The organism is Dyella ginsengisoli LA-4 (genome assembly GCF_000334915.1).
Taxonomy (GTDB): domain Bacteria; phylum Pseudomonadota; class Gammaproteobacteria; order Xanthomonadales; family Rhodanobacteraceae; genus Dyella_A; species Dyella_A ginsengisoli_A.
The window spans coordinates 80,024-106,563 of the sequence record NZ_AMSF01000085.1 but is presented as its reverse complement, the minus strand read 5'-3'; the positions used below and the strand labels follow the sequence as shown (position 1 = coordinate 106,563).

Below are 26,540 nucleotides of genomic sequence, written 5' to 3'. Positions count from 1 at the left end.
TCCAGTGGAGGAAGTGGCTTGATGGTGGGTGGTGGACGCTCCGGCTGGGCTCAGCGTGCGCTATCCGCGCTGGCCGGAGAGGCCGGTGCCGGGGCCGACGGTGGCAGCGGGGCCACCGGCGTGCTGTCCTCGGGACGCCGCGCCAGTTCGCCGTGCTTGAACAGGTTCGCGGCCACCTGGTAGTAGGCGATCGCCTCGTCCACCAGGGCCTGGTCGACCGGGTGCGCGGGGGTGGCGTCGCCGGTGGCGAAGTCCGGCACCAGCTGCTCCATCTTGCGGCCGGGTTCCAGCGCGGTCAGCAGGCCGTGGCGCAGGTAGCCGAGCTTCTCGTAGGTGGCCGGGAAGGCGCGCTCGCGGCCGGGCTCGAGCTGGAACACGTCGTAGCCGAAGAAGCGGCTGCGGTAGCTGAAGTGCAGCAGGCCGAGCAGGGTCGGCGGCACGTCGATCTGCGAGGTGAGGCGCTCGACCTTCTGCGGCGGGATGTGCGCCGGCGAGTAGATGTACAGCGGGATGTGGTAGCGGTTGATCGGGATGCTGGCCTTGCCGGCGCTGGCCGCGTCGTGGTCGGCGGTGATCACGAACACGGTGTCCTTGAAGTACGGCTTGTCCCTGGCGCGCTTGAGGAAGTCGCCGATCGCCCAGTCGGTGTAGGCCACCGCGCCGGAGCGCGAGCCCTGCGGGAAATCCACGCGCCCGGCCGGGAAGGTGTATGGCCGGTGGTTGGAGGTGGTCATGATGTGCAGGAAGAACGGCTTGCCCTGCGCGTGGATCCGGTCCATCTGCGCCAGCGCCATGGTGTACAGGTCCTCGTCCGACACGCCCCAGACGTTCTCGTGGTGGATGACGGCGCCCTTCGGGTAGTCCTTGCGGTCCACCGCCAGGTAGCCGTTGTGGCTGAAGAAGTAGTTCATGTTGTCGAAGTAGCCGTAGCCACCGTAGACGAACTCCGACACGTAGCCCCGGTCGTTGAAGATGTCGGCCAGCGAGAACAGGTTCTCGTTGCCCTTCATCTTGATCACCGAATCGCCCGGGGTCGGCGGGATCGACAGCGAAAGCGCCTCCAGCCCGCGCACGGTGCGGGTGCCGTTGGCGTAGGCGTTCTCGAAGAACATGCTCTGCCGGGACAGCGCATCGAGCTGCGGCGTGAGGTGCTGCTTGTTGCCGAACACCCCCAGGTAGTCTGCCGACAGGCTCTCCACGCTGATCAGCACGACGTTGAGATGCTGTTCCGGGCCGCTGTGGCGGATCTCGCGGGTGAGATCGTGCGGGCTGTCGTTGAGGTAGGTGGCTTCCGGCGTCTTCAGCAGCTTGCGCACGCGCGCATAGGCCTCGTCCTGCGGCAGCGTGCGGTAGAACTTGGCGTAGTCGAGGTGGCTGGAGCGGAACGCGGCGAAGAACTGGAAGATGCCGTTGCCGGCCAGCTCGTTGACGTAGTTGTTGTCGGTGCGGTCCTTCATGTCGGCGGTGAAGCCGGCGGTGACCAGCACGCTCAGCACCAGCCACGCCAGCGCCAGCACGCTGCGGGCGCCGAAGCGCGAGCCTTCGTCGCGTCGCCAGACGCGTCGCCGGGTCAGCCACAGCACCAGCACTGCGCCGACGGCCAGCAGGGCCAGCCAGGTACCGATCGGGTAGGACTCGCGGATGTTGCCGATCACCTCGGTGGTGTAGACGAGGTAGTCCACCGCGATGAAATTGAAGCGCACACCGAACTCGTTCCAGAACACCAGCTCGGACGCGCCCACGAACATCAGGCCGAACAGCATCGCCAGGGCCAATCCGTACAGGTAGCCGCGGCCGCTGCGCCGGTTGTAGGCCAGCGCGGGCAGCGGCAGCAGGTAGATCGCCAGGATCGCCAGTGGCCACACCTCGTGCAGGCTGGCCTGCCACTTCAGGTACAGCAGGCCCCAGCACAAGCCGAACCCGGCCAGCAGGGCGGCGATCCAGCCGACCCAGCCGACCAGGCTGCGTACCCGGGGCCGGTCGGTCGGCACGATCCACAGGAACAGCACCAGCGGCCAGGCGACGTAGACGAAGGTCACCAGGTCGGCGATCGCGCCCACGCCGAACGCGTAGAGGTAGTTGAGCGGGTTCGGGCTCACGCCCTTGCCGGTCATCACCAGCAGCGCGATGCGCGTGATCACGCCGATCACCAGATACGTGGCGGCCAGCCAGCCCAGTGGGCGCAGGCGCTGGCGCAAGGGCGAGGAGGAGGGATGGCTCAGGGACACAGGCGACTCCGGAACATGGATCGCCGCACCAGCGCGAAGGCGTTGGCGTCGGCGCGAAAGGTCAATTGTTATATTGTTTCACATCGCCGATGGCGCCGACGCGCGCGGCATCCATCGCGGCGCCAACGGCCGGGCCGCGCAGGCCGTTCTCGATGAAGGGGGCGGCAGTCACCGCCGCGGCCGCCGCACGGGCCTGGCGCAGGTAATCGCCGGCGGGATACGGATCGTCTTCATGCCCCAGCCGCCCGCGCTTGTCGGCCCAGCAGGCGGCCAGAAAGGTCTCCAGCCGCTCCGGTCGGCGCAGGGCGTCCAGCGCGGTGAGCAGCTTGAGCACGGTCGCTGGCTTGAGCTCCAGTGCCCGGTGCGCGTTGAGGTGTTCGCGGCAGACGTGTTCGGCGAGCGTGGCGTGTTCGGTCGGTACCTTCAGTCTGGCCGAGAGCGCGCGCACGAGCGGTACGCCGGCGTGCTCGTGGCCGATATGCCGAGGCAGTACTGCGGTCGGCGTGAGCGCCTTGCCCAGGTCGTGACAGAGCGCGCAGTAGCCGACCAGGTCGTCGCCGGTCGCGATCGTGGCAGCAGCGTCGAGCACCAGCTCCATGTGGGTGCCAGTGTCGATCTCCGGGTGGAACTCGGGGCGCTGCGGCACGCCGTACAACGCGTCCACCTCGGGAAACAGGACCGCCAGCGCGCCGCTCTCGCGCAGCACGCGCAGGAACGCCGACGGCCGCGCTTCGGCCAGCGCGCGCCGGGTCTCGGCCCACACGCGTTCGGGTACCAGATGATCCACCTCCCCGTTCGACACCATCTGGCGCATCAGCGCCATCGTCTCCGTGGCCACGGTGAAGCCGAGCGGTGCGAAGCGCGCCGCGAAGCGCGCCACGCGCAGCAGGCGCACCGGATCCTCGACGAACGCCAGCGAGACGTGGCGCAGCACGCGCGCTTCGATGTCCTGCCTGCCGCCGTAGGGGTCGACCAGCGCGCCGGCCTCGTCCTGCGCGATCGCGTTGATGGTGAGGTCGCGTCGGGCCAGATCTTCTTCCAGGGTCACCGTCGGGTCGGCTTGGAAGGCGAAGCCGTGGTAGCCGCGGCCGGTCTTGCGCTCGGTGCGCGCCAGTGCGTACTCCTCGCCACTGTCCGGGTGCAGGAAGACAGGGAAGTCCTTGCCGACGGCCCGATAGCCGAGCGCGAGCAGCTCGTCCGGCCGCGCGCCGACCACGACATGGTCGCGATCGACCACGGGCCGGCCGAGCAGCTGGTCGCGGACGGCGCCGCCGACGAGATAGATACGCATCCGGGCATTCTGCCATGACGTTCCTTCACGCCCCCGCAACGGCATCAGCGGACGTCGGGCGTTATCCTCGTGCGATCCGTCCGCCGCCCGAGGGAACGCCGTGAAGCGTCGCAGTCTCCGCCCCGTCCTCGCCGCGATGCTGCTGCTGGCCAGCACTGCCGTCGCCGCCGCCCAGGCCGATCCGGCCGCGACCCGCGCCTATATCGACAAGGCCTGGAGCACGCTCACCCGCGCTACCGATGACTGTGCGTCGCTGGTCGATCCGAAGGTGGCCACCGAGCCGGTGTTGTACCTGCCCGCCGACGTGCCGATGCCCGGGTCGCTCGAGGCCACCCGGCACCGCTGCAAGGTCGACGTGCGGCGGCTGCCGCGGGTGGTTACCGCGCTGGGCCAGATCGACGCGCGCACGCTGCCGGTGCAGGGTCTGCTGTACCTGCCGCATCCCTACGTGGTGCCGGGCGGCATGTTCAACGAGATGTACGGCTGGGACAGCTATTTCATCGTGCTGGGGCTCATCGCCGATCACCGCGTGGACCTGGCGCGCGGCATGGTCGAGAACTTCCTCTACGAGATCGACCACTACGGCGGCGTGCTCAACGCCAACCGCAGCTACTACTTCAGCCGCTCGCAGCCGCCATTCCTCGGCGAGATGATGCGCGCGGTGCTGGACGATCCGGCCAGCTTCCCCGATGCGGATGCCGCCACCGCCTGGCTGCGCAAGGCCTATCCGCTGGCGGTGAAGGACCACGCGATCTGGCTGGGCAAGCCGCATCAGGCCGGCGATACCGGCCTGGCCCGCTACATGGATCTCGGCAGCGGCCCGGTGCTGGAGATGCGCAACGCCGATTACCTCAAGGGCGTGATCCGCTACCTGGAAAAGCATCCGGCGAAGAACCGCGGCTACCTGGTGAAGGCGTCGGAGCATCCGGATGCGGCCGAAGCGGCGCGCCTGAAGACCCGCAGCTGCGATCTTGCCGCCTCGCCCATCTGTGCCGACGCCTGGGCCGACGGCTACCGCCTCAGCGCGGACTACTACGCCGGCGACCGCGCGATGCGCGAATCCGGCTTCGACACCAACTTCCACTTCGGTCCCTACGGTGCCGCGACCCACCACTACGCCGCGGTGGGTCTCAACAGCCTGCTGTATCGCTACGAGCGTGACCTGCACGATTTCGCCCTGCGCCTGGGCAAGCCGGCCGAGGCGGCGCACTGGGCGGCATTGGCGGCGCAGCGCAAGGCGGCGATGAACAAGTACCTGTGGCGGGCCGACCGCGGCCTGTTCATGGACTACGACACCACTACCGGCCGACCCTCGGACGATCCCTACCTGACCACCTTCTATCCGCTGTGGGCCGGGCTGGCGACGCCGGCGCAGGCGAAGTCGGTGCGCGACCACCTGGCGCTGTTCGAGCGCAAGGGCGGCCTGGCGATGAGCGGAGACGCCAGCGGCGCGCAGTGGGACCAGCCGTTCGGCTGGGCGCCGACCAATTGGCTGGCGGTGAAGGGGCTGGACGACTACGGTTTCCACGACGACGCGCGCCGCATCGCCGCCAAGTTCGCCGGCACGGTGGATCGCAGCCTGGCCGCCGACGGCACCATCCGCGAGAAATACAACATGGTCAGCGGCAACGCCGACGTGCGGATCACCGCCGGCTACACCGAGAACGTGATCGGCTTCGGCTGGACCAACGGCGTGTGGCTCAAGCTGCACCAGCTGCTCGACCGCGCGCCGGCGGGCAAGGCCGAAACCGCCGCCGTCGCGCCTTGAGCGCGGCGGTGCTCAGCGTGCGTGGCGGCGGGCAGCGTCCAGCCGCCGCTGTCGCGGCAGGCCGGACACCAGTCGCGGCAGCCAGGGCGTGAACGGCTGCGGCACGATGCCCAGCGCGGCGTAGCCATCGGTCTTGCCGACCGAATCGGTGCGCAGCGAGCGGAAGTTGTCGAGCGAGAACGGCTTGCCCGGCAGCAGCTCGGCGACCTGTGCCTGCAGCCGACCCAGGGCATCGGGCAGCGGCAGGATCCGGGTGTGCAGGCCGGCCGCGTCGCGGATGGCGGCGACAATGGCGCCCAGCGTGAGCACCTCGGGGCCATACAGTTCGAAGCCGCGCTGGTGCGACGGCACTTCACCGGCGACGCAGCGGGCGATCGCCTCGACCACGTCGCCGACCCAGGTGGGTGCCATCTTCGCCTGCGCGCGGGCCAGCGGCAGCACCGGCGTCATCTTCAGGATCTTCGCGAAGCGCCCGACCAGGCCGTCGCCGTCGCCGAAGATCACGCTGGGCTGGTAGATCGTCCAGTCCAGACCGGACTGGCGCACCCGCGCCTCGGCTTCGCCGCGGGTTTTCAGATACTCGCTCAGTCCCTGGCCCGCCTTGAGCGAGCTCATCTGATGCAGGCGTGCCACGCCGGCCGCGCGGCAGGCTTCGATCACCTTGCCGGTCAGCTCCACGTGCACGCGCTGGAAGGTCTGGCGCCCCTGGCTGTTGAGGATCCCGACCAGGTTGATGACCGCATCGGCACCGGCAAACGCGGCCCGCAATCGGTCCATGTCGTGCACGTCGGTACTCACCAATCGCACGCCCGGCGTCACGGCGAGGGCACGGTGCTGTTCCCGATTGCGCGTCAGCACGGTGATGCGATGACCGTCACGGGCGAGCCGTGGAAGCAGGTGGCTGCCGACGAAGCCGGTGCCTCCGAGAACGACAAGGGCCTGGGCGGTCATGCGGGAGTTCCTCGAATGATCAGGATGAGCCGGGGCTGGGCGGTGCCGCGACCGTGGCGCCATCGGCCGGCGACTCCGCCGCCGCGGTGGACGGACAACTGACCGGTTTGCGCACCGTGCCGGGGCCGGGCGGTACGTAAGCCTGGCCGATCGGCGTCATCCGCGCATCCAGTGGCACTGCGCGACCGGTGAGTCGCCAGTCGTAGATCACGCTGAAGGCCATCACCCGCGCCACGTACTCGCGGGTCTCCTTGTACGGAATGGTGGCGGTGAACAGATCCGGCGGCAGCGTGCCGCGCTGGTCCAGCCACTGGTCGACCTTCACCGGGCCGGCGTTGTAGGCCGCGCTGGCCAGCCAGGGGGCGCCGTTGAAGCGCTGTGCCATCTGTGCGAGGTAGCGCGTGCCCAGCTGCACGTTGGTCGTCGGGTCGTACAGGGAGTCGCCGCCGGCCCAGGGCAGGCCGTAGGCGCGGGCGACCTGTGCGCCAGTGGCCGGCAGCAGCTGCATCAGGCCCCGCGCGTCGGCGCCGGAGTGGGCATCGCTCATCCACGCGCTCTCGGCGCGGGCAATCGCATAGGCCCAGGCCGGATCGATACCGGCCTGCGAGGCCTGCTCGACCATGTGGTCCTGCCGCGCCAGCGGGAAGCGCAGGTCGTAAAGGCGCAGCGCGTCGCCGCTGGAGAAGGTGAAGACCGCGCGGTCGTACCAGCCGCGCTGGTTGGCCAGCAGCGCGGCTTCGCGCCGGGTCGCCACGCTGCTGCCAGCCAGCGCGCGCGCCCACTCGCGCCGCGCGTCGCGGGGCAGGCCCACCGCGTAGAGCTCGAAGGCGCGCTGCATGCCGGGCTCGGCGAGCAGGCTGCGCGCAATCGCCGGGTCGTCGCCGATCGAGTCCGGACAGATCGCATAGGCACTGCCGCTGCGATCCGCGGCGAGGAAGCCGAAGTAGGTGGGCTCGGTGGCGAGCTGCGCAAACAAGGCCTCGGCCTGCCGGGTGCGTCCCAGCGCGGCCAGCGCGCGTGCCTTGAAGTAGTCCCACTCGCCGTCCTGTCGCTGGTCCGGTGCCAGCGCATCGATGGCCTGCAGCACGGCGCGCCAGTCCTGCCGCGCCAGTGCCACGCGCACGCGCCACTCGCGGGTGGCATCGGTCTGCGCGTCGGACGGCAGCTCGCGCAGCCGCTGCAGCGCGTGGTCGTCGAAGTCGGTGGCGTGGAACAACGCCAGTGCGGCGAGCACGTCGTCGCGCTGCGACTGGCTGAAGTGGAAGCGCCGCTGCAGGTGCAGCCAGCCCGCATCCGCCGCGTTCGTATCGCGCCGCGCCAGCCGTTGCAGGGCGCGCGCGGCAGCCTCGCGATGACGCGGCGTGTCCGGCCAGTGTGCGGCCTCCTTCACGGCCTTGGCGGGGTCGCGCAGGGCCAGCGCGAGGCGTTGCGCGGCGATGGCGTCGCGCTTCGGCAGCCAGGCCGCCAGCGAGGCGATCGTGCCGCCGGCACCCGCAGCCATGGCGCGATCGATCCGGGCCCACAACCGGGTCGGCGTGAGCAGGCCGGCGTCGTGCGCAGCCTGCAGTACCGGATCGCAGGCATTCGGCAGCGAGGCCTTCTGCCACAGCGCGCCGAGGTCCTTGTCGAAGTCCAGCCGGTGCCCCTGCGCCATCCGCGCCTGCAGTTCGCCGCAGGCCAGCGCGTCGCCCAGACCATCCCGGTACAGCGCCATGAAGCCGGTCCAGTCCTGCCTGCGTGCCAGCTCGCCGAGGTAGGCGCGGCGCAGGTCGTCGGCGGGAATCAGTCCGGGGTAGCGCTTGAGGTAGTCCTGCACGCGGGATGTTTCGAGCTGCTGCAGGTCGTGCTCGAGGGATGCCGCTTCGAGGTAGGGGTACAGCACGTAGTGCTGCAGGCCGCGTGCCTGCGCACGCCAGGCATCGCCGCCCTGCTGGGCGGTTGCATAGGCCTGCCTGAATGCTTCGCGTTGGGCGTCGGCATTCGGCGTGGCATCGCTGCTCCGGGCGGCGGCGAGGAGCAGGATCAGGGCGACAAGGCGGGGAACGAGGCGGAACGGGCGCGACGGGGGACGGGCGGCGTGCATTGGATCTCCTGCGTGCAACGCTTCGAGTGTAGTGGAGCGCTTGCCAACGGCAGCCAACAGCGTGACGGGGCGCCCGCGATGAGCGCGTGCATGGCGCTGATACACTCGCGCGCTCGCCCCTCTCCCGGATCGTCATGACCTCCGCGACCACGTCTTCGACGCGCCCGCACTGGCCGGTCTGGCTGGGGCTCTGGCTCGCCGCCGCGGCGGGCCTGTGGTGGTGGTGGGCGGCCGGCCGGCCGGTGGCACTGCCGGATGCGCCGTCCGCGCGCATCGCCTGCGTGTCCTACTCGCCCTATCGCCGCGAGGGGCAGACACCCTATGACCCGGCGACCTTCATCTCGCCACAGCAGATCGATGCCGACCTGCGCGCGCTGTCGCGTCGCTTCGACTGCGTGCGCACGTACTCCGAAGGCCAGGGCCTGGACGCCGTGCCGGCGATCGCCGGACGCTACGGCATGAAGGTACTGCTGGGCATATGGATCGGTCGTGACCCCGTGGCCAACCAAAGGGAGATCGCCCTGGCAGCGGCGGCGGCGCGGGCGCATCCCGAAGTGCTCCGTGGAGTCATCGTCGGCAATGAGGTGCTGCTGCGTGGCGAGCAGTCTTCCGCGGCGCTGGCCGGCTACCTGCGCCAGGCGCGGGCGTTACTGCCGCCGGCCGTGCCGGTGAGCTACGCCGATGTGTGGGAGTTCTGGCTGCGCCATCCGGAGCTGGCCAGCTCGGTCGACTACATCACCATCCACGTGCTGCCTTACTGGGAGGACGATCCGGTACCGCCGGAGCGTGCCGTGCAGCATGTGGCCGATGTGTATGCACGGGTGCGCGCGGCGTTTCCCGGCAAGCCGGTGATGATCGGCGAGACCGGCTGGCCGAGTGCCGGCAGGCCTCGCGAGGCGGCCACGGCGAGCCTGGTCAACGAGGCGCGTTACCTGCGGGAATTCCTGCGCTATGCCGCCACGGTGCGGATGCCGTACAACGTGATCGAGGCCTTCGACCAGGCCTGGAAGCGCGAGCAGGAAGGCACGGTGGGCGGCTACTGGGGCATCTTCGACGCCCACGCCCGGCCGAAATTTCCGATGCAGGGACCGGTGACCGAGATACCGCGCTGGTGGCTGGGCCCTCTGGCGGGGCTGGCGATGGCCGGACTGTTCGTCATGGTCGGCGGTTGGCGTCGCCACTGGCGTGGCGGGCGCGGCTGGCTGGCGCTGACCGGCGCGGGGCTCGGATCCGGCACGGCGCTGGCGTGGCAGGTGCGGCAGATGATCTATGCCTGCGGTCCCTGGTGGGAGTGGGCGATCAGCCTGGGCGCCTGCCTGCTTGCGCTGGGCACCGCACTGGTGCTGGCCCGTGCACTGGCGGCATGGCTGGCCGGCGCGGCGGCGGTGCCGGCGGGCGCGCGCCTGCGCTTCGGCTGGTTGTTCGCGCTGGCTTACTACGGCCTGCTGCTGGTGTTCGACGGCCGCTATCGCGACTTTCCGCTCGGCCTGTTTGCCCTGCCGGCGGTGGGCTACGCATTGCTTGCGCTGCTCGGTCGTGTGGCGCAGGCCCCGTCCACGCGCGAGGAACGGTTCCTGGGCGTGCTGCTGCTGGTGCTCGGGGCGGTGGTGCTGGTGCAGGAGCTGGGGCTCAGCCCGGCGGCCTGGTTATGGTTCGCTCTGAACGTCCTGCTGGCCGCGCCGGGCTGGTTCGGCCGCCCACGCCGGATCGTTCACCCGCACCAATAGCAGGGCGCCAACGAGCAGGGCCAGGGCGCCGCTCTGGTAGCAGTAGAGCTCGATCGCCAGCAGGCCCAGCGAAGCGGCAAGGGCCGCACTCCAGCGGCGCCGGTACAGCAGGGCGAGGGCCGTCGCGAAGAGCGCCGCGGCACCGTAAACATCATGCAGGAAGCCCTGCACGACCAGGTCGCGCAGGCCGCACCAGGCCGGCGCCCCGGGGCCGCCGACGGCACACCGGTCACCCAGGCCGGGTGGTTCGACCAGGCCGTAGCGCAGCGCAGCGGCGATCGCGCCGACGAGCAGGACGACGATCCAGGCGAAGGCGGCCCGGCCCCGCTGGCCGCGCATCAGCGACGCACCCGGTGCAGCCGCGGCGCCACATGCGCGGGCAGGCGCACCTCGGCGGCGATGGGCAGGTGGTCGGAAAACGCCTGCGGGAGGGTCCAGACCTTGTCGAGGTGGATGTCGGCGGAGGTGAGGATGTGGTCGAGCGCACGGCGCGGCTTCCAGCTGGGGAAGGTGGGCGTCGGTTGCTCCGGCGGCTGCAGCCGGCACTTGGCGAACAGGTGCTGCATTTCCGTGCTGTGTGCCTCGGTGTTGAGGTCGCCCATCAGCACCGCGTGCGGGAAATCGGCCAGCAGTTCGCCGATGAAGGCCAGCTGCCTGGCACGGGCCGGCGCGCTGAGCGAGAGGTGCGCGATCATCACGGCGAGCGCATCGTCGCCTTCGCCGAAACGCGCCAGCATGGCGCCGCGACCGGGGATGCGGCTGGGCAGCGGGTAATCGTAGACGCTGTGCGGCTCCATCCGGCTGATCAGTCCGTTGGCCGAATGCGCGAGCTTGGCCACCGGACGGTTCGGCTGGTGGCTCCAGAACGGCATGCCGGCGGTCTCGGCGAGGTAGCGCGTCTGGTTGAGGAAGCCCGATCGCAGGCTGCCTGCGTCGGCTTCCTGCAGACCGATCACGTCGAACTGCGGCAGCAGTTCGGCGAGGCGGTCGAGGTTGTCCAGCTTGCTGCGGCCGGGCAGCACCGCATTGATGCTGCGGGTGACGTATTCACGGTACTTCTGCACGCTGCCGCCCGCGAGGATGTTGCAGCTGAGCAGTCGCAGGCGACGCTCGGGAGCAGGAGGGGCGGATCCGGTCATGGCAGGGTCGGGCATCGCGGCGGGAGGAAAAACGGTCGACAGCATGCCGCGCGCCGCGTGAACGTCACGGCAGTCGCCTCGCGACTGCCGTGACGCAGGCTTACTTGGCGGCCAGTTCGCGCTTGGCCAGCCACTGGGTCAGGGCGGACAGCTGGTCGAAGTTGTGCACGTCGGCGCTGCGGTACTTGCCGTCCACAACGATGGTCGGCGTGCCGGTGACGCCCCATTTCTGGATCAGCGCCAGGTCGCTCTTCATCTGCTGGGTGACGGCATCCGAGGTCGCGATGCGCAGGAACTCCTCGCGATTCACGCCCTCGCGGGCATAGAAATCGGCCAGCTCGTCCAGCGTGTTCATCGGGTAGTGCTGGTCGAATTTCTCCTTGAACAGCTCCAGGTGGGTCTTGTCGACCACGCCCAGCTTCTTCGCCGCGTAGAAGGCGCGCGCGAACGGCAGCCATTCGGCGCTGAACGGCGCCGGCACCAGCTTGAACACCACACCCTTGGGCAGCGCCTGGCGCAGCTTCTCGGCATAGGGGGCGAAGTGGTCGCAGTGGATGCAGCCGTAGGAAAACACCTCGACCACTTCGACCTTGCCCTCCGGGCTGTAGCGCTGAGCCGGGCCGGGGATGGTGGCGTACTCGACGCCGTCGGTGTAAGGCGCCGACGGATCCTGGCCGGACCCGGCCGAGCAGGCGGTAGCCAGCAGCAGGCCGCCGACCAGGGCGAACAGCCGGACACGGGAGAGGTGTTTGAGCATGGAACGACTCCGCAACGGAACAGGAACAGGCAAGACCACGCCGGGCGCGAAAGGTGCCAGGCAGGGCTTACTTGCCAGCCGCTTCCTTGGCCACCAGGTACTTCGCCAGCTCGACCATCTGCGCATAGCCACCGGCCGCGCGCAGGTCGATGCGGTACTTGCCGTCGACCACGATGGTCGGCGTGCCTTCCACGCCGTAGGCCTTCACCAGCTCGTCGGCGCGCTTGACCTGGGTGTTGATGCTGAAGGAGTTGGCCACCGCAAGGAATTCCTTCGGGTCGGCGCCGTACTTCGCGTAGACCTTCGCCGCGTCGGCCAGCGTGGGCAGCTCGGACATCGGCTTCAGGCCCTGGCCGCTGGCGTTCTCGGAGCTGAGTTCCTTGGTCTTCCATACCGCGTCGTACATCGCGTCATTGGCCTTGTCGGCCACGCCCAGCGCCTGCGCGGTAAGGAACGCGCGCTGGAACATCGGGAAGTTCTCCTGCGGCATGAACGAAACCGGCAGGTAGGCCATCACCGCATCGGAGGGCAGGCTCTTGGCCAGCTGGTCGACCATCGGGTGGAAGGCATTGCACGAGGGGCAGGCGTAGGAGAACACCTCGGCCACTTCGATCTTGTCGGTGTTGGAAACCTTCGGCTGCGCCGGCTCGATGCGGAAGTAGTTCTTGCCTTCCACCCACTTCGGATCCTCGACGAAAGTGCTGGCTTTCGCCGGAGCTGCAGGCGTGGCGGCGGCTGCGGCAGTGGTTGCGGCGGCGGGCGCGCTCGCCGCTGGTGCCGGGGTTGCCGCTGCGCTCCCGGTGGTCGCCGGTGCCGTTGCCGGTGCCGAGGTGGCCGGCGCCGCGGTCGGCGCGGGAGCGGAGGAGGCCGCCGGCGCGCTGCTGTCGTTGGAGTGGCTGCAGGCAGCCAGGGCGAGCAGGGCGATACACAGGAACGGCAGGCGCTTCAGCATGGGGATGTCCTTCTGATCAGCAGCGGGGCGCAAAAAATCGCGGGCTGGAAACGATCACGCCGACCCGGGGGTCGGCGTGATGGAGGTTACGGCGCCGATGCGGCTGCCGTGTCGCCGGTATCGGCTGGGTGCAGGCCCTCGATGTAGCTGGCCAGTGCGGTGATGTCCTTGGCGTCGAGCTTCTTGGCGATCGCCGGCATGATCTGCGCGTGGGCGTCGGTACCCCAGACAGTACCGTCGTGCCAGGACTTCAGCGTGGCCTCCACGTACTGCGAGTGCTGGCCGGCGAGCTGCGGGTAGATCGCGCCGGGGTTGCCACGGCCGTCGATCAGGTGGCAGGCCATGCAGGCGGGGATGCCGCGGGTCGGGTCGCCCTCGCGGTAGAGCGTCTCGCCCTGCTTCACTACCGCATCGTCGGCAACGCCCGGGCGCACGGTCTGCGAGGCGAAGTAGGCGCCGATGTCGTGCATGTCCTGCTCGGACAGCGGCGTGGCCATGCCGAGCATGATCGGGTTCTGGCGCTTGCCGGCCTTGAAGCTGGTCAGCTGGCGCGCGATGTACGACTCGTGCTGACCGGCCAGCTTCGGGTACTGCGGATCGGCGGAGTTGCCGTCCATGCCGTGGCAGGCGCCGCAGACGGCGGCCTTGCCCTGGCCGGCAGTGGCGTCACCGGGTTTCACCTCGGCGCTGGCTGCCGGAGCGGAGGCCGGGGTGCTGGAGGCTGCCGCAGCGGCGCTCGCAGCCGCAGCGGGCTTGGCTTCCTGGGCAGTCACCGCACTGGCAGACAGCGCGAACGCGAGGGCAGCAGTCGCCCCAAGCACAGCGTGCCGAAAATCGGCGAGCCGAAAACTCATACACTTGTCTCCCGAAAGACCTTGCAGATACTGCCGCCAAGCCAGCCGCGCATCGCGCGCGACAGGCAGAAACTGCAGGATTATCCCCGTGGCACCCTGACCGGTCAAACCGCTCCCATGTCCCCTAATCCGCTCCAGGGCGCGCAGTTCACGCTCGCCGCCCATCGTTTCCGCCAACTGCCTGCCGACCAGGGGGCCGAGGTGGCCTTTGCCGGTCGATCCAACGCCGGCAAGTCCAGTGCGCTCAACGCGTTGACCGGCCATCGCGGCCTGGCCCGCACCTCCAAGACGCCGGGCCGCACCCAGCAGATGGTGTCGTTCGCGCTACCGCCGCTGGCGCAGGGCGAAGGCGAGCCGCCGCTGGAGGCGCGGCTGATCGACCTGCCGGGCTACGGCTACGCCAAGGTGCCGGAGGAGCTGCGTGAGCACTGGAAGCTGGAGATCGACTCCTACCTGCACCACCGCGCCAGCCTGCGCGGCGTGGTGCTGATCGCCGATATCCGCCATCCGCTGAAGGAGTTCGACCGGATGATGCTGGAGTTCTGTTTCACCACCGGTCTGCCGTGCCATCTGCTGCTGACCAAGGCCGACAAGTTGTCGCGGGGCCAGGCCACGCAGGCGCTCGCGGCGATGCGCAAGAGCTTTCGCGATGGGCTGCACGCCACCGCGCAGGTGTTCTCCTCCACCGCCGGCACCGGCGTGGAGGAGGCGCGCACACGCGTGGTCGAGCTGCTGCGGACGCCGCGCGAACGCTGAGGCCCGACCGGGCGCTCAGGCGTCGACGGCCTGCATGAACAGCGCGCACAGCGCTTCCATGCCGACGCGGTCCTCGTCGTCGAAACGGCCGACCAGCGGACTGTCCACATCCCATACGCCGAGCAGGGTGCCGTCGGCCTTCACCAGCGGCACCACGATCTCCGAGTTGGACGCCGCGTCGCAGGCGATGTGCCCCTCGAACGCATGCACATCGACCACCAGCTGGGTCTGCCGGTCCTGCGCAGCCGCGCCGCACACGCCGCGCCCGAGGGCGATGCGGATGCAGGCCGGCTTGCCCTGGAACGGGCCGACCACCAGCTCGGTGCCGTCGAAGAAGTAGAAGCCGGCCCAGTTGAGGTCGGGCAGGCTGTGGAACAGCAGGGCGCTGAAGTTGGCGGCGTTGGCGATCAGGTCGCGCTCGCCAGCCAGCAGGCCCTGCGCGAGTTCGGCCACTTCGGCATACAGCTCGCGCTTGCCGGCGTGCGGATGGGAGGCAACGTGGAACATGGGCGGTCCATCGGATGGGGCCGTCCATTATGCGCCGGGCGGCGGTTTCGCCGCTGCCGGCTTGCCTGGCGCGACCGACGCAGAGACCATGCCCGGCTTTCTCCATCGAGGATCCTCGCCATGTCCACGCATGACCGCCTGTTCGTCGCCGGCACCGACACGGGCATCGGCAAGACCCATGCGTCGTGCGCGCTGCTGCATGCGCTGCGCGCCGCGGGCCGGGATGCGGTCGGCATGAAGCCGGTTGCCAGCGGCTGCGAGGAGACGCCCGCGGGATTGCGCAACGAGGACGCGCTGGCGCTGCAGGCGGCGGGGCCGGCCGGCGTGACATATGCGGCGATCAATCCGGTCAGCCTGCGGGCGCCGCTGTCGCCGCATCTGGCAGCCGCGCGCGACGGCGTGACGGTCGCGTTGCCGCCACTCACGGCGGCCTTCGAGCAGTTGCGTGCGCGCCATGCTCCGGTGGTGGTAGAGGGCGTCGGCGGCTGGATGGTGCCGCTGGCTCCCGGGTTGATGGCGTCCGCCCTGGCGCAGGCGTGGGAGCTGCCGGTGATCCTGGTGGTCGGTCTGAGGCTGGGGTGCCTGAATCACGCACTGCTCAGTGCGCGGGCGATCGCCGCCGACGGTTGCCGGCTGCTCGGCTGGGTCGGCAACCGCATCGATCCGGCAATGGAGGCGGTCGAGGACAACCTGGCGACCCTGCGCGAGCTGCTTCCGGCCCCTTGCCTCGGCGTACTGCCGCACGGCGAGCCGGCCGCATCTGCCGCAAGGCATCTGGCCGCGGCGGTCGCAGCGCTGGGATGATCCGGTTGCCGGGCGTGTCATGCTGCGCCTTCCGGCACCCTCCAGCAGAGGAACCGCATCCATGCCGCTGCGCAACCACTATTACCTGTCCATCGACGATCTGGCCCATGCCCGCGGACCGGTTGCCGAGCTTGCCTACGACGGAGCCGGCCCCGACGATTTCGCCGAGGCCTTGCGCGAGGCATTGCAGACGTCGTCGCTGTTCGAGCGCTGGCGTGCCATGCAGGACGAGCCGGACGAGGTCGATCCGGCGCTGGGTGCGATCGATCCGGTCGCCACGGTGCGGGCCTCGGTCGACGACGTGCAGCGCGTCGACGTGGACCTGGTCACCGTGCTGCCGATGAGTGTCGTGCGCCATCGCATGAATTTGCTGATTGGCGCGAACTGGACCCTGCGGGACATGCGCGCCGCCTGAGCATGGCGCACCGCCGCTTGGAAGCGGTGGTGCAGACTCGGTAGAGTCGGAGGCTGTCACCTTTGTGCGCCTGCCCCAGGGCGCGTTCTCCAGGGAATCTGCATGCTTCGACTCCGAACCCTTGCCATGGCCACCACCATCGCCCTCGCCGCCTGCTCGCAGCACGGCAACGAACCTGCCAAGTCCTCCGCACCGGCCCCCGCGCCGGCCAGCACGGCGCCGGCCAAGGCTGCCAGCACGGCCAGCGTGGCGCCGTTCACGGACGCCAACCCGTTCGCCAAGGCCAGCACGCTGGACTTCCAGGCGCCCCCGTTCGACAAGATCACCGACGCCGACTACCAGCCGGCGATCGAAGAGGGCATGCGCCAGCACCTGGCCGAGATCCAGAAGATCGCTGACAACCCGGAGCCGGCGACCTTCGACAACACCTTCGTCGCGATGGAGAAGTCCGGCGAGCTGCTCAGCCGGGTGATGATGGTCTTCAACGGCGTCACCGGTGCCAACACCGACGACACCCTGCAGAAGGTGCAGGAAGACGAGGCGCCGAAGCTGGCCGCCCACGAGGATGCCATCTACCTCAACAGCAAGCTGTTCCAGCGCGTCGAGACCGTCTACAACGAGCGCGCCTCGCTGAAGCTCGATCCGGAATCGCTGCGCCTGGTCGAAGTGGTCTACCGCAACTTCGTGCATCACGGCGCCAAGCTGTCCGACGCCGACAAGGCCAAGCTGAAGGCGCTCAACGAGGAGGAGTCCACCCTCAGCACCAAGTTCACCAACACCCTGCTCGCCGCCACCAAGGACGGCGCGCTGGTGGTGGACGACAAGTCCAAGCTGGCCGGCCTGTCCGAGGGCGACATCGCTGCCGCTGCGCAGGCGGCCAAGGCCCGGGGCCTGGACGGCAAGTGGGTGATCGCGCTGCAGAACACCACCCAGCAGCCGGCGCTGCAGGACCTGACCGATCGTGCCACCCGTGAGGCGTTGTTCAAGGCCTCCTGGGACCGCGCCGAGAAGGGCAATGCCGACGACACCCGCGCAATCATCGAGCGACTGGCGCAGATCCGTGCCGAACAGGCCAAGCTGCTGGGCTTCCCGAACTACGCCGCCTGGAAGCTCGACGACCAGATGGCCAGGACGCCCGAGCGCGCGATCAAGTTCATGCAGGATCTGGTGCCGGCCGCCACGGCGCGCGCCGAGCGCGAGGCGAAGGACATCCAGGCGGTGATCGACCAGCAGAAGGGCGGCTTCAAGCTCGCCGCCTGGGACTGGGAGCATTACGCCGAGCAGGTGCGCAAGGCCAAGTACGATCTGGACGAGAACCAGATCAAGCCGTACTTCGAGCTCGACAACGTGCTCAAGAACGGCGTGTTCTACGCCGCCAACCAGCTGTACGGGCTGACCTTCAAGGAGCGCAAGGACATCCCGGTGTACCAGCCGGACGTGCGCGTGTTCGAGGTGTTCGACAAGGACGGCAAGTCGCTGGCGCTGTTCTATTGCGACTACTTCAAGCGCGACAACAAGGGCGGCGGCGCCTGGATGGACAACTTCGTCGGCCAGTCCAAGCTGCTGGGCACCAAGCCGGTGATCTACAACGTCGCCAACTTCACCAAGCCGGCACCGGGCCAGCCGGCACTGCTCTCGTTCGACGACGTGATCACCATGTTCCACGAGTTCGGCCATGCGCTGCACGGCATGTTCGCCGACGAGGAGTATCCGACGCTCTCGGGCACCAACACCGCGCGCGACTTCGTCGAGTTCCCCTCGCAGTTCAACGAGCACTGGGCGACCGATCCGAAGGTGTTCGCGCACTACGCGGTCAACTACAAGACCGGCAAGCCGATGCCGAAGGAGCTGGTCGACAAGATCAAGAAGGCCCGCAACTTCAACAAGGGCTACGACATGACCGAGCTGGTCTCGGCGGCCCTGCTGGACATGGGCTGGCATTCGCTTCCGGCCGACGCGCCGAAGCAGGACGCCGATGCTTTCGAGGCGAAGATCCTCAAGGACGACAAGATCGATCTGAGCTACGTTCCGCCGCGCTACCGCTCCAGCTATTTCCAGCACATCTGGGGCAACGGCTACGCGGCCGGCTACTACGCTTACCTGTGGACCGAGATGCTGGCCGATGATGGCTTCGAGTGGTTCAAGGAGCACGGCGGTCTGACCCGCGCCAACGGCGACCGCTTCCGCGCCATGATCCTGTCCCGCGGCAACACGGAGGATCTGGAGAAGATGTACGAGGCTTGGCGTGGCAAGGCGCCCAGCGTGGAGCCGATGCTGATCGACCGCGGCCTGAAGGACGCGCCGAAGGGCAAGTAAGCGCACCGCGCGCTTCGACGAAAAAGGCCGGCGCAAGCCGGCCTTTTTCTTGCGCCTCACCGCCGGTGCCGTCTCCGGTAGGAGCCCGCTTGCGGGCGATGCTCCTGGCTTTGATGTCGATCAGGAGCGGAAGCATCGCCCGCGAGCGGGCTCCTACGGTTCAGCAGGCGAGTCAGTAGGCGAACTCGCGGAACACCGGGTCCACACTGCCGCCCCATGCGCCGTGGAACAGCTCCAGCTTGCGTTCGGCCGGTGTCTGGCCGGATTCGACGATCTCCAGCAGCGGCTCCAGGAAGGTGCGCTCGTCGGCACCGCCGGCGTTGAGTCGGGCGCGGCGCTTCAGTCCGTGGGCAGCGATCTTCAGCGTCTCGCGGGCCAGGTCGCGCACCGTGCCGTTGCGGAACGGCAGCTTCAGTGCATTTCTCGGCACGCCGTCACGCAGGGCGTGGCGTTCGGCCAGCGAGAAATCCTTCACCAGATCCCAGGCCGCGCTCAGGGCCTCGTCGTCGTACAGCAGGCCGACCCATAGCGCGGGCAGGGCGCACAGCCGGCCCCACGGGCCGCCGTCGGCACCGCGCATTTCCAGGTACTGCTTGAGGCGCACTTCGGGGAACGCGGTGGTCAGATGGTCGGCCCAGTCCTTCATCGTGGCGCGGGTGCCAGGCACAGCAGGCAGTTCCCCCGCCATGAAGCGCTTGAAGTCCTGTCCGGCCAGGTCGATGTAGCGGCCGTCCTGGTAGCTGAAGTACATCGGCACGTCGAGGATGTAGTCGACATAGCGTTCGTAGCCGAAGCCGTCCTCGAACACGAAATCGAGCATGCCGGTACGGTCGTTGTCGGTATCGGTCCACACGTGCGAGCGGTAGGAGAGGTAGCCGTTGGGCTGGCCGTCGGTGAACGGCGAGTCGGCGAACAGCGCGGTGGCGATCGGCTGCAGGGCGAGGCTGGTGCGGAATTTCTTCACCATGTCGGCCTCGCTGTCGAAGTCGAGGTTGACCTGCACCGTGCAGGTGCGGGTCATCATGTCCAGGCCGAGCGAGCCGACCCTGGGCATGTACTCGCGCATGATCTTGTAGCGGCCCTTGGGCATCCACGGCATCTCGTCGCGGCGCCACTTCGGCTGGAAGCCCATGCCGAGAAAGCCCAGTCCCAGCTCGTCGGCGACCGAGCGCACGTCGGCCAGGTGGGCGTTCACTTCACGGCAGGTCTCGTGGATCGTTTCCAGCGGTGCGCCGGACAGCTCCAGCTGACCTGCGGGCTCCAGCGTGATCGAGGCCTTGCCTCGCGACAGCGCCACCGGCAACTCGCCTTCACGAGCGACCTCCCAGCCGTAGCGCGAGGCCAGCTGCTCCAGCAGCACGCGGATGCCGCGGTCACCCTCGTAGGCAGGCGGCCGCAGGTCGTCGGTGCGGAAGCCGAACTTCTCGTGCTCGGTGCCGATGCGCCAGGCTTCGCGTGGCTTCTCGCCGGCGGCAAGGTAGTCGACGAGTTGCTGGCGCCCCGTGATCGGGGTGCCCTTGACGGCACTGGGGATGGACACGTGGGAGGACCTTGTCTCGTTCGAAGCAGCGGTTATGGGGACGGTCGCCCGCGCCCCAAGAGGAGCGGAGAGGATAATTGTACGCGATGGTTCAATAGTTCGGCGGACAGGAACTCGCCGATGCGGCAGGCGTCGGTCCGTATCCGGTTCCGTGCCGGCAAACGCAAAGGGCCGGCTTGCGCCGGCCCTTTGCTGCCTTCTGGCTTCCCGAGGAGGCTCAGCGCTTCATCGAGTTGAAGAACTCGTCGTTGGACTTGGTGCTCTTCATCTTGTCGAGCATGAACTCCATCGCGGCCAGCTCGTCCATCGGGTGCAGCAGCTTGCGCAGGATCCAGATCTTGGCCAGCAGGTCCGGGTCGATCAGCAGGTCCTCGCGGCGGGTGCCGGAGCGGTTGATGTCGATGGCCGGGTAGACCCGCTTCTCGGCGATCCGGCGGCTCAGGTGCACTTCCATGTTGCCGGTGCCCTTGAACTCCTCGTAGATCACCTCGTCCATCTTCGAGCCGGTGTCGATCAGCGCGGTGGCGATGATGGTGAGCGAGCCGCCTTCCTCGACGTTGCGCGCGGCGCCGAAGAAGCGCTTCGGGCGCTGCAGGGCGTTGGCGTCGACGCCGCCGGTGAGCACCTTGCCGGAGCTCGGCACCACGGTGTTGTAGGCGCGGGCCAGGCGGGTGATCGAGTCGAGCAGGATGATCACGTCCTTCTTGTGCTCGACCAGGCGCTTGGCGCGCTCGATCACCATCTCGGCGACCTGCACGTGGCGCACCGCCGGCTCGTCGAAGGTCGAGGAGATCACCTCGGCGCGCACGGTGCGGGCGATCTCGGTCACTTCCTCCGGTCGCTCGTCGACCAGCAGGATGATCAGGTGCGCCTCGGGATGGTTGTACTGGATCGCCTGGGCGATGTTCTGCAGCATCATCGTCTTGCCCGACTTGGGCTGGGAGACGATCAGGCCGCGCTGGCCCTTGCCGATCGGCGCGACCAGGTCGAGGATGCGGCCGGTGATGTCCTCGCTCGAACCGTTGCCGCGCTCCAGCTTGTAGGCCTTGCGCGGGAACAGCGGGGTGAGGTTCTCGAACAGCATCTTGTTCTTCGACGCCTCCGGCGGATCGCCGTTGATGTCGTCGACGCGCAGCATGGCGAAGTAGCGCTCGCCTTCCTTCGGATGGCGCACGCGTCCGGTGATGTAGTCGCCGGTGCGCAGGTTGAAGCGGCGGATCTGGCTGGGGCTGACGTAGATGTCGTCGGGACCGGCCAGGTAGCTCTCGTCGGCCGAGCGCAGGAAGCCGAAACCGTCCTGCAGGATCTCCAGCACGCCCTCGGCCCAGATGCCGCCGCCGGCGCGGGCATGCGCCTTGAGGATGTTGAAGATCACATCCTGGCGTCGCTGGCGGGCCACGCCTTCCTGGATGCCCAGCGACTCGGCGAAGCCCAGCAGCTGCGGCGCCTTCATCCGCTTGAGTTCGGTGAGGTTGATCAGGTTGTCGTTGCTGCCGACGTCGCCGGTCTCATCGTCGTCCATCGGCAGGCCGTTCGGGTTGCGCTGGCCGCCTCCCTGGTTGCCGCGCGGTCCGCGCTCGTGGCGCCGGCGCCGGCCGCGGTCGTTGCGATCATTGCGGTCGTTGCGGCGTTCGTTGCCACCCTGGTTGCCACCGCCTCCCGCATTGCCGCCACCCTGGGGCGCCTGGCCCTGCGGCTGTCCGCCTCCCTGGGGGGCCGGGGCGGGACTCGCCGCCGGTGTGGCCTGAGACTGCGTCGACGGGGCGGCGTTTGCCGGAGCCGGGCGATCGACCGGCAGACTTGTCTGGACCGGTGCCGGGGCTGGGGCAGGCCGGGCGGGCGCGGCAGACGCCGGTGCGTTCGCCGATGCTTCGGCGGCTGCGGACTTGGCGGCCGCGCTCTTGCGTGGTGCACGCTGGCGGGGTTCGCTGGCAGGCCGGTTCTCGGCGCCGTCGGCGTCGTTGGGTGCTTTGCTTTCGATATCAGACACGGGCAAACCTCGTCGGGGCGCCGTTGGTACAGGAAGGAAGGGAAGACATCGCGCGATGCGCGCGGCGGAACGGGACCGTTCCGTGCAGGGCAGCGAATCTAGCACCCGCCGCGCGGCCCCGTAAAGCGCGGCGGCGGGTGTCGGTGGCGCCTCAGAGCGCCTTGTCGATCATCTGGGTCAGCTGGCCCTTGCCGACGGCGCCGATCTGGGTCGCCTCGACCTTGCCGTTCTTGAACATCATGAGGGTGGGAATGCCGCGCACGCCATAGGTGCGGGGGGTCTGCTGGTTCTGGTCGATATTCAGCTTGACCACGCGCAGCTTGCCTTCGTACTGCCTGGCCAGCTCGTCGAGCACCGGTGCGATGGCCTTGCACGGGCCGCACCATTCGGCCCAGAAGTCCAGCAGGACGGGGGTGTCGGACTTGAGCACTTCCTGTTCGAAAGCGGCGTCGCTGACGTGGGTAATGAGATCGCTCACCGGTGATTCTCCGAGGGTAGACGGTGGGGTGAGGGCGACCGCGCGGCCTGCATCGGCTACACTGGGGCGCCCATGAAGCGCGGGTCGTTCCGTAATGGGGAAGCTGGATCGCCGTTGCGGCGCATTTCCATTCCAGCCTAACTCGGGGCGCGATTCAAGCGATTCAAGGCACCGGCCAGCAGGCGGTTCCGTTGACATAGGCAAGGGTCCGGCCCAACCGCCCATCCTTGCCTATGCCAGCGGAGCTGCCGGCCCGGGCCACCCCACGCCGGCGCCCGCCATGGTGCGCAACGGCGCTGCGCGCACCTCAGGTCCGCCCGGCGCCCGCGCCTCCCTCCCGCGCCGTACCACCACCTGTCCCAAGGCCATGCGGCGGCGGGACCGGGCAGGCGCCCTGCGCCGCCCGCCAGAGACTGCTATCCGACATGTCCGAAACCGTTCTCACCGATACCTTCTTCACCAATTTCGATCTGCATCCGCTGCTCGCCCAGGGGCTGGCCGACGCCGGCTTCACCCGCTGCACGCCGATCCAGGAGCTGACCCTGCCGGTGGCGCTGACCGGCCGCGACGTCGCCGGCCAGGCGCAGACCGGCACCGGCAAGACCTGCGCCTTCCTGGTCGCGATGATGAACCGCCTGCTGACCCAGCCGGCCGCCGCCGACCGCAAGGATTCCGACCCGCGCGCGCTGGTGATCGCGCCGACCCGCGAGCTGGCCATCCAGATCGACAAGGATGCCCGCAACATCGGCCGCAATACCGGTCTGAAGACCGCGCTGATCTACGGCGGCGTCGACTACGACAAGCAGCGCCAGCAGCTCAAGGACGGTTGCGACATCATCATCGCCACCCCCGGCCGCCTGCTCGACTACTACAAGCAGAACGTGTTCGGCCTGGGCAGCGTCGAGGTGATGGTGATCGACGAGGCCGACCGCATGTTCGACCTCGGCTTCATCAAGGACGTGCGCTACATCTTCCGCCGCCTGCCGTCGCGCGAGCAGCGCCAGGTGCTGCTGTTCTCCGCCACGCTCAGCCACCGCGTGCTGGAGCTGGCCTACGAGCACATGCACGAGGCCGAGAAGCTGGTGGTGGAGACCGACAACGTCACCGCCGACCGCGTGCGCCAGGTCGTCTACTTCCCGGCCAAGGAAGAGAAGATGCCGCTGCTGCTGAACCTGCTGGAGCGGACCCAGGCCGAGCGCAGCATCGTGTTCGTCAACACAAAGGCGGCCGCCGAGCGCATCACCGACCGGCTCAAGCGCCAGGGCTACCGCGTCGGCGCGCTGTCCGGCGACGTGCCGCAGCTGAAGCGCCAGAAGTTGCTGCAGCGGTTCCAGGACAGCCAGCTCGACATCCTGGTCTGTACCGACGTGGCCGCCCGCGGCCTGCACATTCCGGCGGTCAGCCATGTGTTCAACTACGACCTGCCGCAGGACGCCGAGGACTACGTGCACCGCATCGGGCGTACGGCCCGCCTGGGCGCCGAGGGCGACGCGATCAGCTTCGCCTGCGACCTGTACGCGATGAGCCTGCCGGACATCGAGACCTACATCGGCCAGAAGATCCCGGTGGCCACGGTGGAGCCGGAGCTGCTGGTAATGCCGCAGCCGAAGGCGCTCGATCCTCAGTTTGCCGCCGATGCCGCGGCCGACAGCGCCGCATTCGGCGATCGGGTCGAGTCGCGCGATGGCGACAAGCGGTCTTCGCAAGGTGGCCGTGGTGGTCGTCGCGAGGGTGGTCGCGGCGAGGGTCGTGGGCCGCGTCCGCCGCGACAGGCGCGGCCGACAGCCCAGGCGCCGGCCGCGGACGAGGTGCAGGCCCCCGCCGATGCTCAGCCGGCGGTTGCTCCGGACGGCACGCCGACCGATGCCACCGGTGCGCCGCGCAAGCGTCGGCGTCGGCGCGGTGGCCGCAACCGGCGTCGCGATGGCGAGGCAGCGGGAGCCGAGGCCGCGCCGGCCGCGGCGACCCCGAAGCCGGGCGCCGGTGGTCATGCCGAGCGCGGCAACCGTCGTCCGCCGCGCGAGCGGCACGGCAACGAGTCCACGCCGCGCCCGTCGCGCCAGGTTGCGCTGCAGTCGGGAGTGGCGAGCGAGACGCCGGCACATAAGAAGCCCGGCTTTTTCCGTCGGCTGACCCGGTTGTTCACTGGCCGCTGAGCGTGCCCCGCAGGCGGGCTACCCCGGTTGTCCGGGGTGCCCCAACTTGCGCTGCGCATCCCGTATCCTTGCTGCTTGGTGGGACGGCAGCGTCGGGGAATGCGGTGATCCGCTTTGACCAGGTAAGCAAGCGTTACGAAAGCGGCCACGAGGCCATATCGCAGTTGTCATTCGAGGTGGGCGACGGCGAGATGGCCTTCGTTACCGGGCACTCCGGTGCCGGCAAGAGCACCCTGCTCAAGCTGCTCGCGCTGATCGAGCGTCCGTCCCACGGGCAGATCCATCTCGATGGCCAGAGCCTGGGCAAGGTCGGTCGCGGAAGCATTCCGAAGCTGCGTCGCCGCATCGGCATGGTGTTCCAGGATCACCGGCTGCTGATGGACCGCACAGTGTTCGACAACGTCGAGTTGCCGCTGGTGATCGGTGGGCTGGCACCGGCCGAACGCGCCAAGCGGGTGCGTGCCTCGCTGGAAAAGGTCGGCCTGCTCGCATACGAGCGCCAGTTGCCCGACACGCTCTCCACCGGCGAGCAGCAGCGCGTAGGCATTGCGCGCGCCATCGTGGCGCGCCCGGCGCTGCTGATCGCCGACGAGCCGACCGGCAACCTCGACCCGCAGCTGGCAGTGGAGATCATGGGGCTGTTTGCCGAATTCCAGCAGGTCGGCACGACCGTGCTGGTGGCCAGCCATGACCTGCCGCTGATCAAGCGGATGAAGAAACGGGTGGTCGTGCTCGACCACGGACGCCTGGTGGCCGACGTGCCTGCGCAGGAGGTGCTGTGAGCGGTCGTCCCGACGCCCCGGCCGAGGCCGCCGTGCGCGATGCGCACAGCCGACGCAGCGAAACCCGGCGTGTCGGAGGCTGGGCCGAGCACCATCGCTGGAGTGCCGCGGCGAGCCTGCGCCGATTGCTCGGCCGTCCTTTCGGCACCCTGATGACCGTCACCGTGATCGGCCTGGCGCTGGCCCTGCCATTGGCCTTCTATCTCATGCTCGGCAACGTGCAGCGGATGGGCGATGCGATGGGGCAGCGGCAGGCGGTCAGCGTGTTCCTCAAACCCGGGCAGAGCGAGGCGGTTGCGCAACTGCTGGCCAAGGATATCGGCGAGCGGGCGGATGTCGCCGGGGTGGTGGTCAAGACTCCGCAGCAGGGAATGGACGAACTGGCCGCGATGCAGGGCTTCAGTGGTGCACTGCATGCGCTGGATGACAACCCGCTGCCCTACGTCCTGCAGGTCATGCCCAAGGACGCGCTGGATGCCGGCGCGGTGCAGGATCTGGTCACCGCCCTGCGCGAGCAGCGCGGTGTCGACATGGTGCAGGACAGCGGAAGCTGGCGTCAGCGGCTGGATGCCCTGCTGGGGCTGGGCAACCGCATCGTCGCCGTGCTCGCCCTGCTGCTCTCGCTGGCGGCCGTGCTGGTGGTGGGCAATACGGTGCGTGTGGATATCGCTGGGCGCGTCGACGAAATCGGCGTGCTGATGCTGGTTGGCGCCAGCCGACCGTTCGTGCGGCGGCCCTACCTGTATGCGGGCATCTGGTATGGCTTGTTCGGCGGCGTCGTCGCATCGCTGGTGGCGGTGGCCATCGAGCTCTCGCTGGTGGCGCCCGTCGAGCGATTGAGCGCGGCCTATGCCGGCAAGCTCTCGATCGGCGGACTTCCGCTGTGGCTGCTGCTGGCCACGCCGGTGGCCGCAGCGCTGCTCGGCTGGGTCGGCGCGCGGTTGGTCAGCGCCTGGCAGCTGCGGAGGGTGGCCTGATGGTCCGGCGTCGCACTGCGGTGATGGCGGTCGCAGCCGGCCGGATCGTCGATGAGGCAGGATCGGTGG

Annotated in this window: 22 protein-coding genes; 9 read left to right on the top strand and 13 right to left on the bottom strand. The window is 68.9% G+C overall.

Annotated elements, in window-relative coordinates; translation table 11 throughout:
* Nucleotides 1–50: 50 nt before the first annotated feature.
* Both C693_RS0118305 and C693_RS0118300 read right to left on the bottom strand, forming a co-directional pair.
* Nucleotides 51–2,228, bottom strand: a complete 2,178-nt coding sequence (locus C693_RS0118305) for a sulfatase-like hydrolase/transferase (RefSeq protein ID WP_017463738.1) — start codon at nt 2,226–2,228, stop codon at nt 51–53.
* Nucleotides 2,229–2,289: 61 nt separating this feature from the next.
* Nucleotides 2,290–3,519, bottom strand: coding sequence for a multifunctional CCA addition/repair protein (locus C693_RS0118300; protein WP_017463737.1), 1,230 nt, complete (start codon nt 3,517–3,519; stop codon nt 2,290–2,292).
* A 100-nt stretch (nt 3,520–3,619) separates the two neighbouring features.
* On the opposite strand from C693_RS0118300, the gene C693_RS0118295 reads away from it, so the two are divergent.
* Nucleotides 3,620–5,287, top strand: coding sequence for a trehalase family glycosidase (locus C693_RS0118295; RefSeq protein ID WP_017463736.1), 1,668 nt, complete (start codon nt 3,620–3,622; stop codon nt 5,285–5,287).
* A gap of 12 nt (nt 5,288–5,299) precedes the next feature.
* Here the strand turns inward: C693_RS0118295 and C693_RS0118290 are convergent, their stop codons facing one another.
* Nucleotides 5,300–6,238 carry a complex I NDUFA9 subunit family protein gene (locus C693_RS0118290; protein WP_017463735.1) on the bottom strand — a complete coding sequence of 313 codons (939 nt, stop codon included), beginning with the start codon at nt 6,236–6,238 and terminating at the stop codon, nt 5,300–5,302.
* A 19-nt stretch (nt 6,239–6,257) separates the two neighbouring features.
* Entirely contained in the window at nt 6,258–8,321 is a 2,064-nt protein-coding gene (locus C693_RS0118285) for a transglycosylase SLT domain-containing protein (protein ID WP_017463734.1), read from the bottom strand.
* Nucleotides 8,322–8,455: 134 nt separating this feature from the next.
* Between C693_RS0118285 and C693_RS0118280 the strand changes: the two genes are divergently transcribed.
* The gene (locus tag C693_RS0118280; RefSeq protein ID WP_017463733.1) at nt 8,456–10,048 is read left to right on the top strand and encodes a hypothetical protein; all 1,593 of its coding nucleotides are present in this window, start codon (nt 8,456–8,458) and stop codon (nt 10,046–10,048) included.
* On the opposite strand, the gene C693_RS0118275 is transcribed toward C693_RS0118280, so the two are convergent.
* The 5 genes from C693_RS0118275 to C693_RS0118255 all read right to left on the bottom strand — a co-directional run bounded on the left by C693_RS0118275 (nt 9,968) and on the right by C693_RS0118255 (nt 13,750).
* Nucleotides 9,968–10,387, bottom strand: coding sequence for a hypothetical protein (locus tag C693_RS0118275; protein ID WP_017463732.1), 420 nt, complete (start codon nt 10,385–10,387; stop codon nt 9,968–9,970). The two genes, C693_RS0118280 and C693_RS0118275, sit on opposite strands and share 81 nt — an antisense overlap.
* Nucleotides 10,387–11,187 (bottom strand): endonuclease/exonuclease/phosphatase family protein, encoded by an 801-nt coding sequence (locus C693_RS0118270; RefSeq protein ID WP_017463731.1) that lies wholly within the window; start codon nt 11,185–11,187, stop codon nt 10,387–10,389. Before C693_RS0118270 ends, C693_RS0118275 begins: the two co-directional genes overlap by 1 nt.
* A 100-nt stretch (nt 11,188–11,287) precedes the next feature.
* Complete coding sequence (locus C693_RS0118265) at nt 11,288–11,944, bottom strand: thiol:disulfide interchange protein DsbA/DsbL (protein ID WP_017463730.1); 657 nt, start codon at nt 11,942–11,944, stop codon at nt 11,288–11,290.
* A gap of 67 nt (nt 11,945–12,011) precedes the next feature.
* On the bottom strand, nt 12,012–12,896 hold the full coding sequence (locus C693_RS0118260; protein ID WP_026107540.1) for a thiol:disulfide interchange protein DsbA/DsbL: 885 nt from the start codon (nt 12,894–12,896) through the stop codon (nt 12,012–12,014).
* An 86-nt stretch (nt 12,897–12,982) separates the two neighbouring features.
* On the bottom strand, nt 12,983–13,750 hold the full coding sequence (locus C693_RS0118255; protein WP_017463727.1) for a c-type cytochrome: 768 nt from the start codon (nt 13,748–13,750) through the stop codon (nt 12,983–12,985).
* Between the two features lie 117 nt (nt 13,751–13,867).
* On the opposite strand from C693_RS0118255, the gene yihA reads away from it, so the two are divergent.
* The gene (gene yihA / locus C693_RS0118250) at nt 13,868–14,506 is read left to right on the top strand and encodes a ribosome biogenesis GTP-binding protein YihA/YsxC (RefSeq protein ID WP_026107539.1); all 639 of its coding nucleotides are present in this window, start codon (nt 13,868–13,870) and stop codon (nt 14,504–14,506) included.
* A 15-nt stretch (nt 14,507–14,521) separates the two neighbouring features.
* On the opposite strand, the gene C693_RS0118245 is transcribed toward yihA, so the two are convergent.
* The gene (locus C693_RS0118245) at nt 14,522–15,013 is read right to left on the bottom strand and encodes a GAF domain-containing protein (protein WP_017463725.1); all 492 of its coding nucleotides are present in this window, start codon (nt 15,011–15,013) and stop codon (nt 14,522–14,524) included.
* A gap of 120 nt (nt 15,014–15,133) precedes the next feature.
* Here C693_RS0118245 and bioD point away from each other — a divergent pair, with 120 nt between their 5' ends.
* From bioD to dcp, 3 genes are all read left to right on the top strand, one after another.
* A complete protein-coding gene (gene bioD, locus C693_RS0118240; RefSeq protein WP_017463724.1) occupies nt 15,134–15,817 on the top strand; it encodes a dethiobiotin synthase in 684 nt (227 codons plus the stop codon).
* 61 nt (nt 15,818–15,878) lie between these two features.
* Nucleotides 15,879–16,232 (top strand): hypothetical protein, encoded by a 354-nt coding sequence (locus C693_RS0118235; RefSeq protein ID WP_017463723.1) that lies wholly within the window; start codon nt 15,879–15,881, stop codon nt 16,230–16,232.
* A 102-nt stretch (nt 16,233–16,334) separates the two neighbouring features.
* Complete coding sequence (dcp, locus tag C693_RS0118230) at nt 16,335–18,548, top strand: peptidyl-dipeptidase Dcp (protein WP_026107538.1); 2,214 nt, start codon at nt 16,335–16,337, stop codon at nt 18,546–18,548.
* 172 nt (nt 18,549–18,720) lie between these two features.
* Here dcp and C693_RS0118225 read toward each other — a convergent pair whose 3' ends face one another.
* The 3 genes from C693_RS0118225 to trxA form a co-directional block, all read right to left on the bottom strand.
* Nucleotides 18,721–20,088 carry a glutamate--cysteine ligase gene (locus tag C693_RS0118225; RefSeq protein WP_017463721.1) on the bottom strand — a complete coding sequence of 456 codons (1,368 nt, stop codon included), beginning with the start codon at nt 20,086–20,088 and terminating at the stop codon, nt 18,721–18,723.
* 217 nt (nt 20,089–20,305) lie between these two features.
* Nucleotides 20,306–22,078 (bottom strand): transcription termination factor Rho, encoded by a 1,773-nt coding sequence (gene rho, locus C693_RS0118220; RefSeq protein WP_017463720.1) that lies wholly within the window; start codon nt 22,076–22,078, stop codon nt 20,306–20,308.
* A gap of 151 nt (nt 22,079–22,229) precedes the next feature.
* A complete protein-coding gene (gene trxA, locus C693_RS0118215; protein WP_017463719.1) occupies nt 22,230–22,556 on the bottom strand; it encodes a thioredoxin TrxA in 327 nt (108 codons plus the stop codon).
* 425 nt (nt 22,557–22,981) lie between these two features.
* Between trxA and C693_RS0118210 the strand changes: the two genes are divergently transcribed.
* The 3 genes from C693_RS0118210 to ftsX all read left to right on the top strand — a co-directional run bounded on the left by C693_RS0118210 (nt 22,982) and on the right by ftsX (nt 26,471).
* Entirely contained in the window at nt 22,982–24,712 is a 1,731-nt protein-coding gene (locus tag C693_RS0118210; protein WP_017463718.1) for a DEAD/DEAH box helicase, read from the top strand.
* 104 nt (nt 24,713–24,816) lie between these two features.
* Nucleotides 24,817–25,494, top strand: a complete 678-nt coding sequence (gene ftsE, locus C693_RS0118205) for a cell division ATP-binding protein FtsE (protein ID WP_017463717.1) — start codon at nt 24,817–24,819, stop codon at nt 25,492–25,494.
* Nucleotides 25,491–26,471 (top strand): permease-like cell division protein FtsX, encoded by a 981-nt coding sequence (gene ftsX, locus C693_RS0118200; RefSeq protein ID WP_017463716.1) that lies wholly within the window; start codon nt 25,491–25,493, stop codon nt 26,469–26,471. The genes ftsE and ftsX overlap by 4 nt, the downstream gene beginning before the upstream one ends.
* The last annotated feature ends 69 nt before the right edge of the window (nt 26,472–26,540 follow it).

Coding starts and splice junctions, on each gene's coding strand:
- C693_RS0118300 (WP_017463737.1), bottom strand. CDS start 3,519: ATGCGTATCTATCTCGTCGGCGGCGCCGTCCGCGACCAGCTGCTCGGC.
- C693_RS0118290 (WP_017463735.1), bottom strand. CDS start 6,238: ATGACCGCCCAGGCCCTTGTCGTTCTCGGAGGCACCGGCTTCGTCGGC.
- C693_RS0118285 (WP_017463734.1), bottom strand. CDS start 8,321: ATGCACGCCGCCCGTCCCCCGTCGCGCCCGTTCCGCCTCGTTCCCCGC.
- C693_RS0118280 (WP_017463733.1), top strand. CDS start 8,456: ATGACCTCCGCGACCACGTCTTCGACGCGCCCGCACTGGCCGGTCTGG.
- C693_RS0118275 (WP_017463732.1), bottom strand. CDS start 10,387: ATGCGCGGCCAGCGGGGCCGGGCCGCCTTCGCCTGGATCGTCGTCCTG.
- C693_RS0118270 (WP_017463731.1), bottom strand. CDS start 11,187: ATGACCGGATCCGCCCCTCCTGCTCCCGAGCGTCGCCTGCGACTGCTC.
- C693_RS0118265 (WP_017463730.1), bottom strand. CDS start 11,944: ATGCTCAAACACCTCTCCCGTGTCCGGCTGTTCGCCCTGGTCGGCGGC.
- C693_RS0118260 (WP_026107540.1), bottom strand. CDS start 12,896: ATGCTGAAGCGCCTGCCGTTCCTGTGTATCGCCCTGCTCGCCCTGGCT.
- C693_RS0118255 (WP_017463727.1), bottom strand. CDS start 13,750: ATGAGTTTTCGGCTCGCCGATTTTCGGCACGCTGTGCTTGGGGCGACT.
- yihA (WP_026107539.1), top strand. CDS start 13,868: ATGTCCCCTAATCCGCTCCAGGGCGCGCAGTTCACGCTCGCCGCCCAT.
- C693_RS0118245 (WP_017463725.1), bottom strand. CDS start 15,013: ATGTTCCACGTTGCCTCCCATCCGCACGCCGGCAAGCGCGAGCTGTAT.
- bioD (WP_017463724.1), top strand. CDS start 15,134: ATGTCCACGCATGACCGCCTGTTCGTCGCCGGCACCGACACGGGCATC.
- C693_RS0118235 (WP_017463723.1), top strand. CDS start 15,879: ATGCCGCTGCGCAACCACTATTACCTGTCCATCGACGATCTGGCCCAT.
- dcp (WP_026107538.1), top strand. CDS start 16,335: ATGCTTCGACTCCGAACCCTTGCCATGGCCACCACCATCGCCCTCGCC.
- C693_RS0118210 (WP_017463718.1), top strand. CDS start 22,982: ATGTCCGAAACCGTTCTCACCGATACCTTCTTCACCAATTTCGATCTG.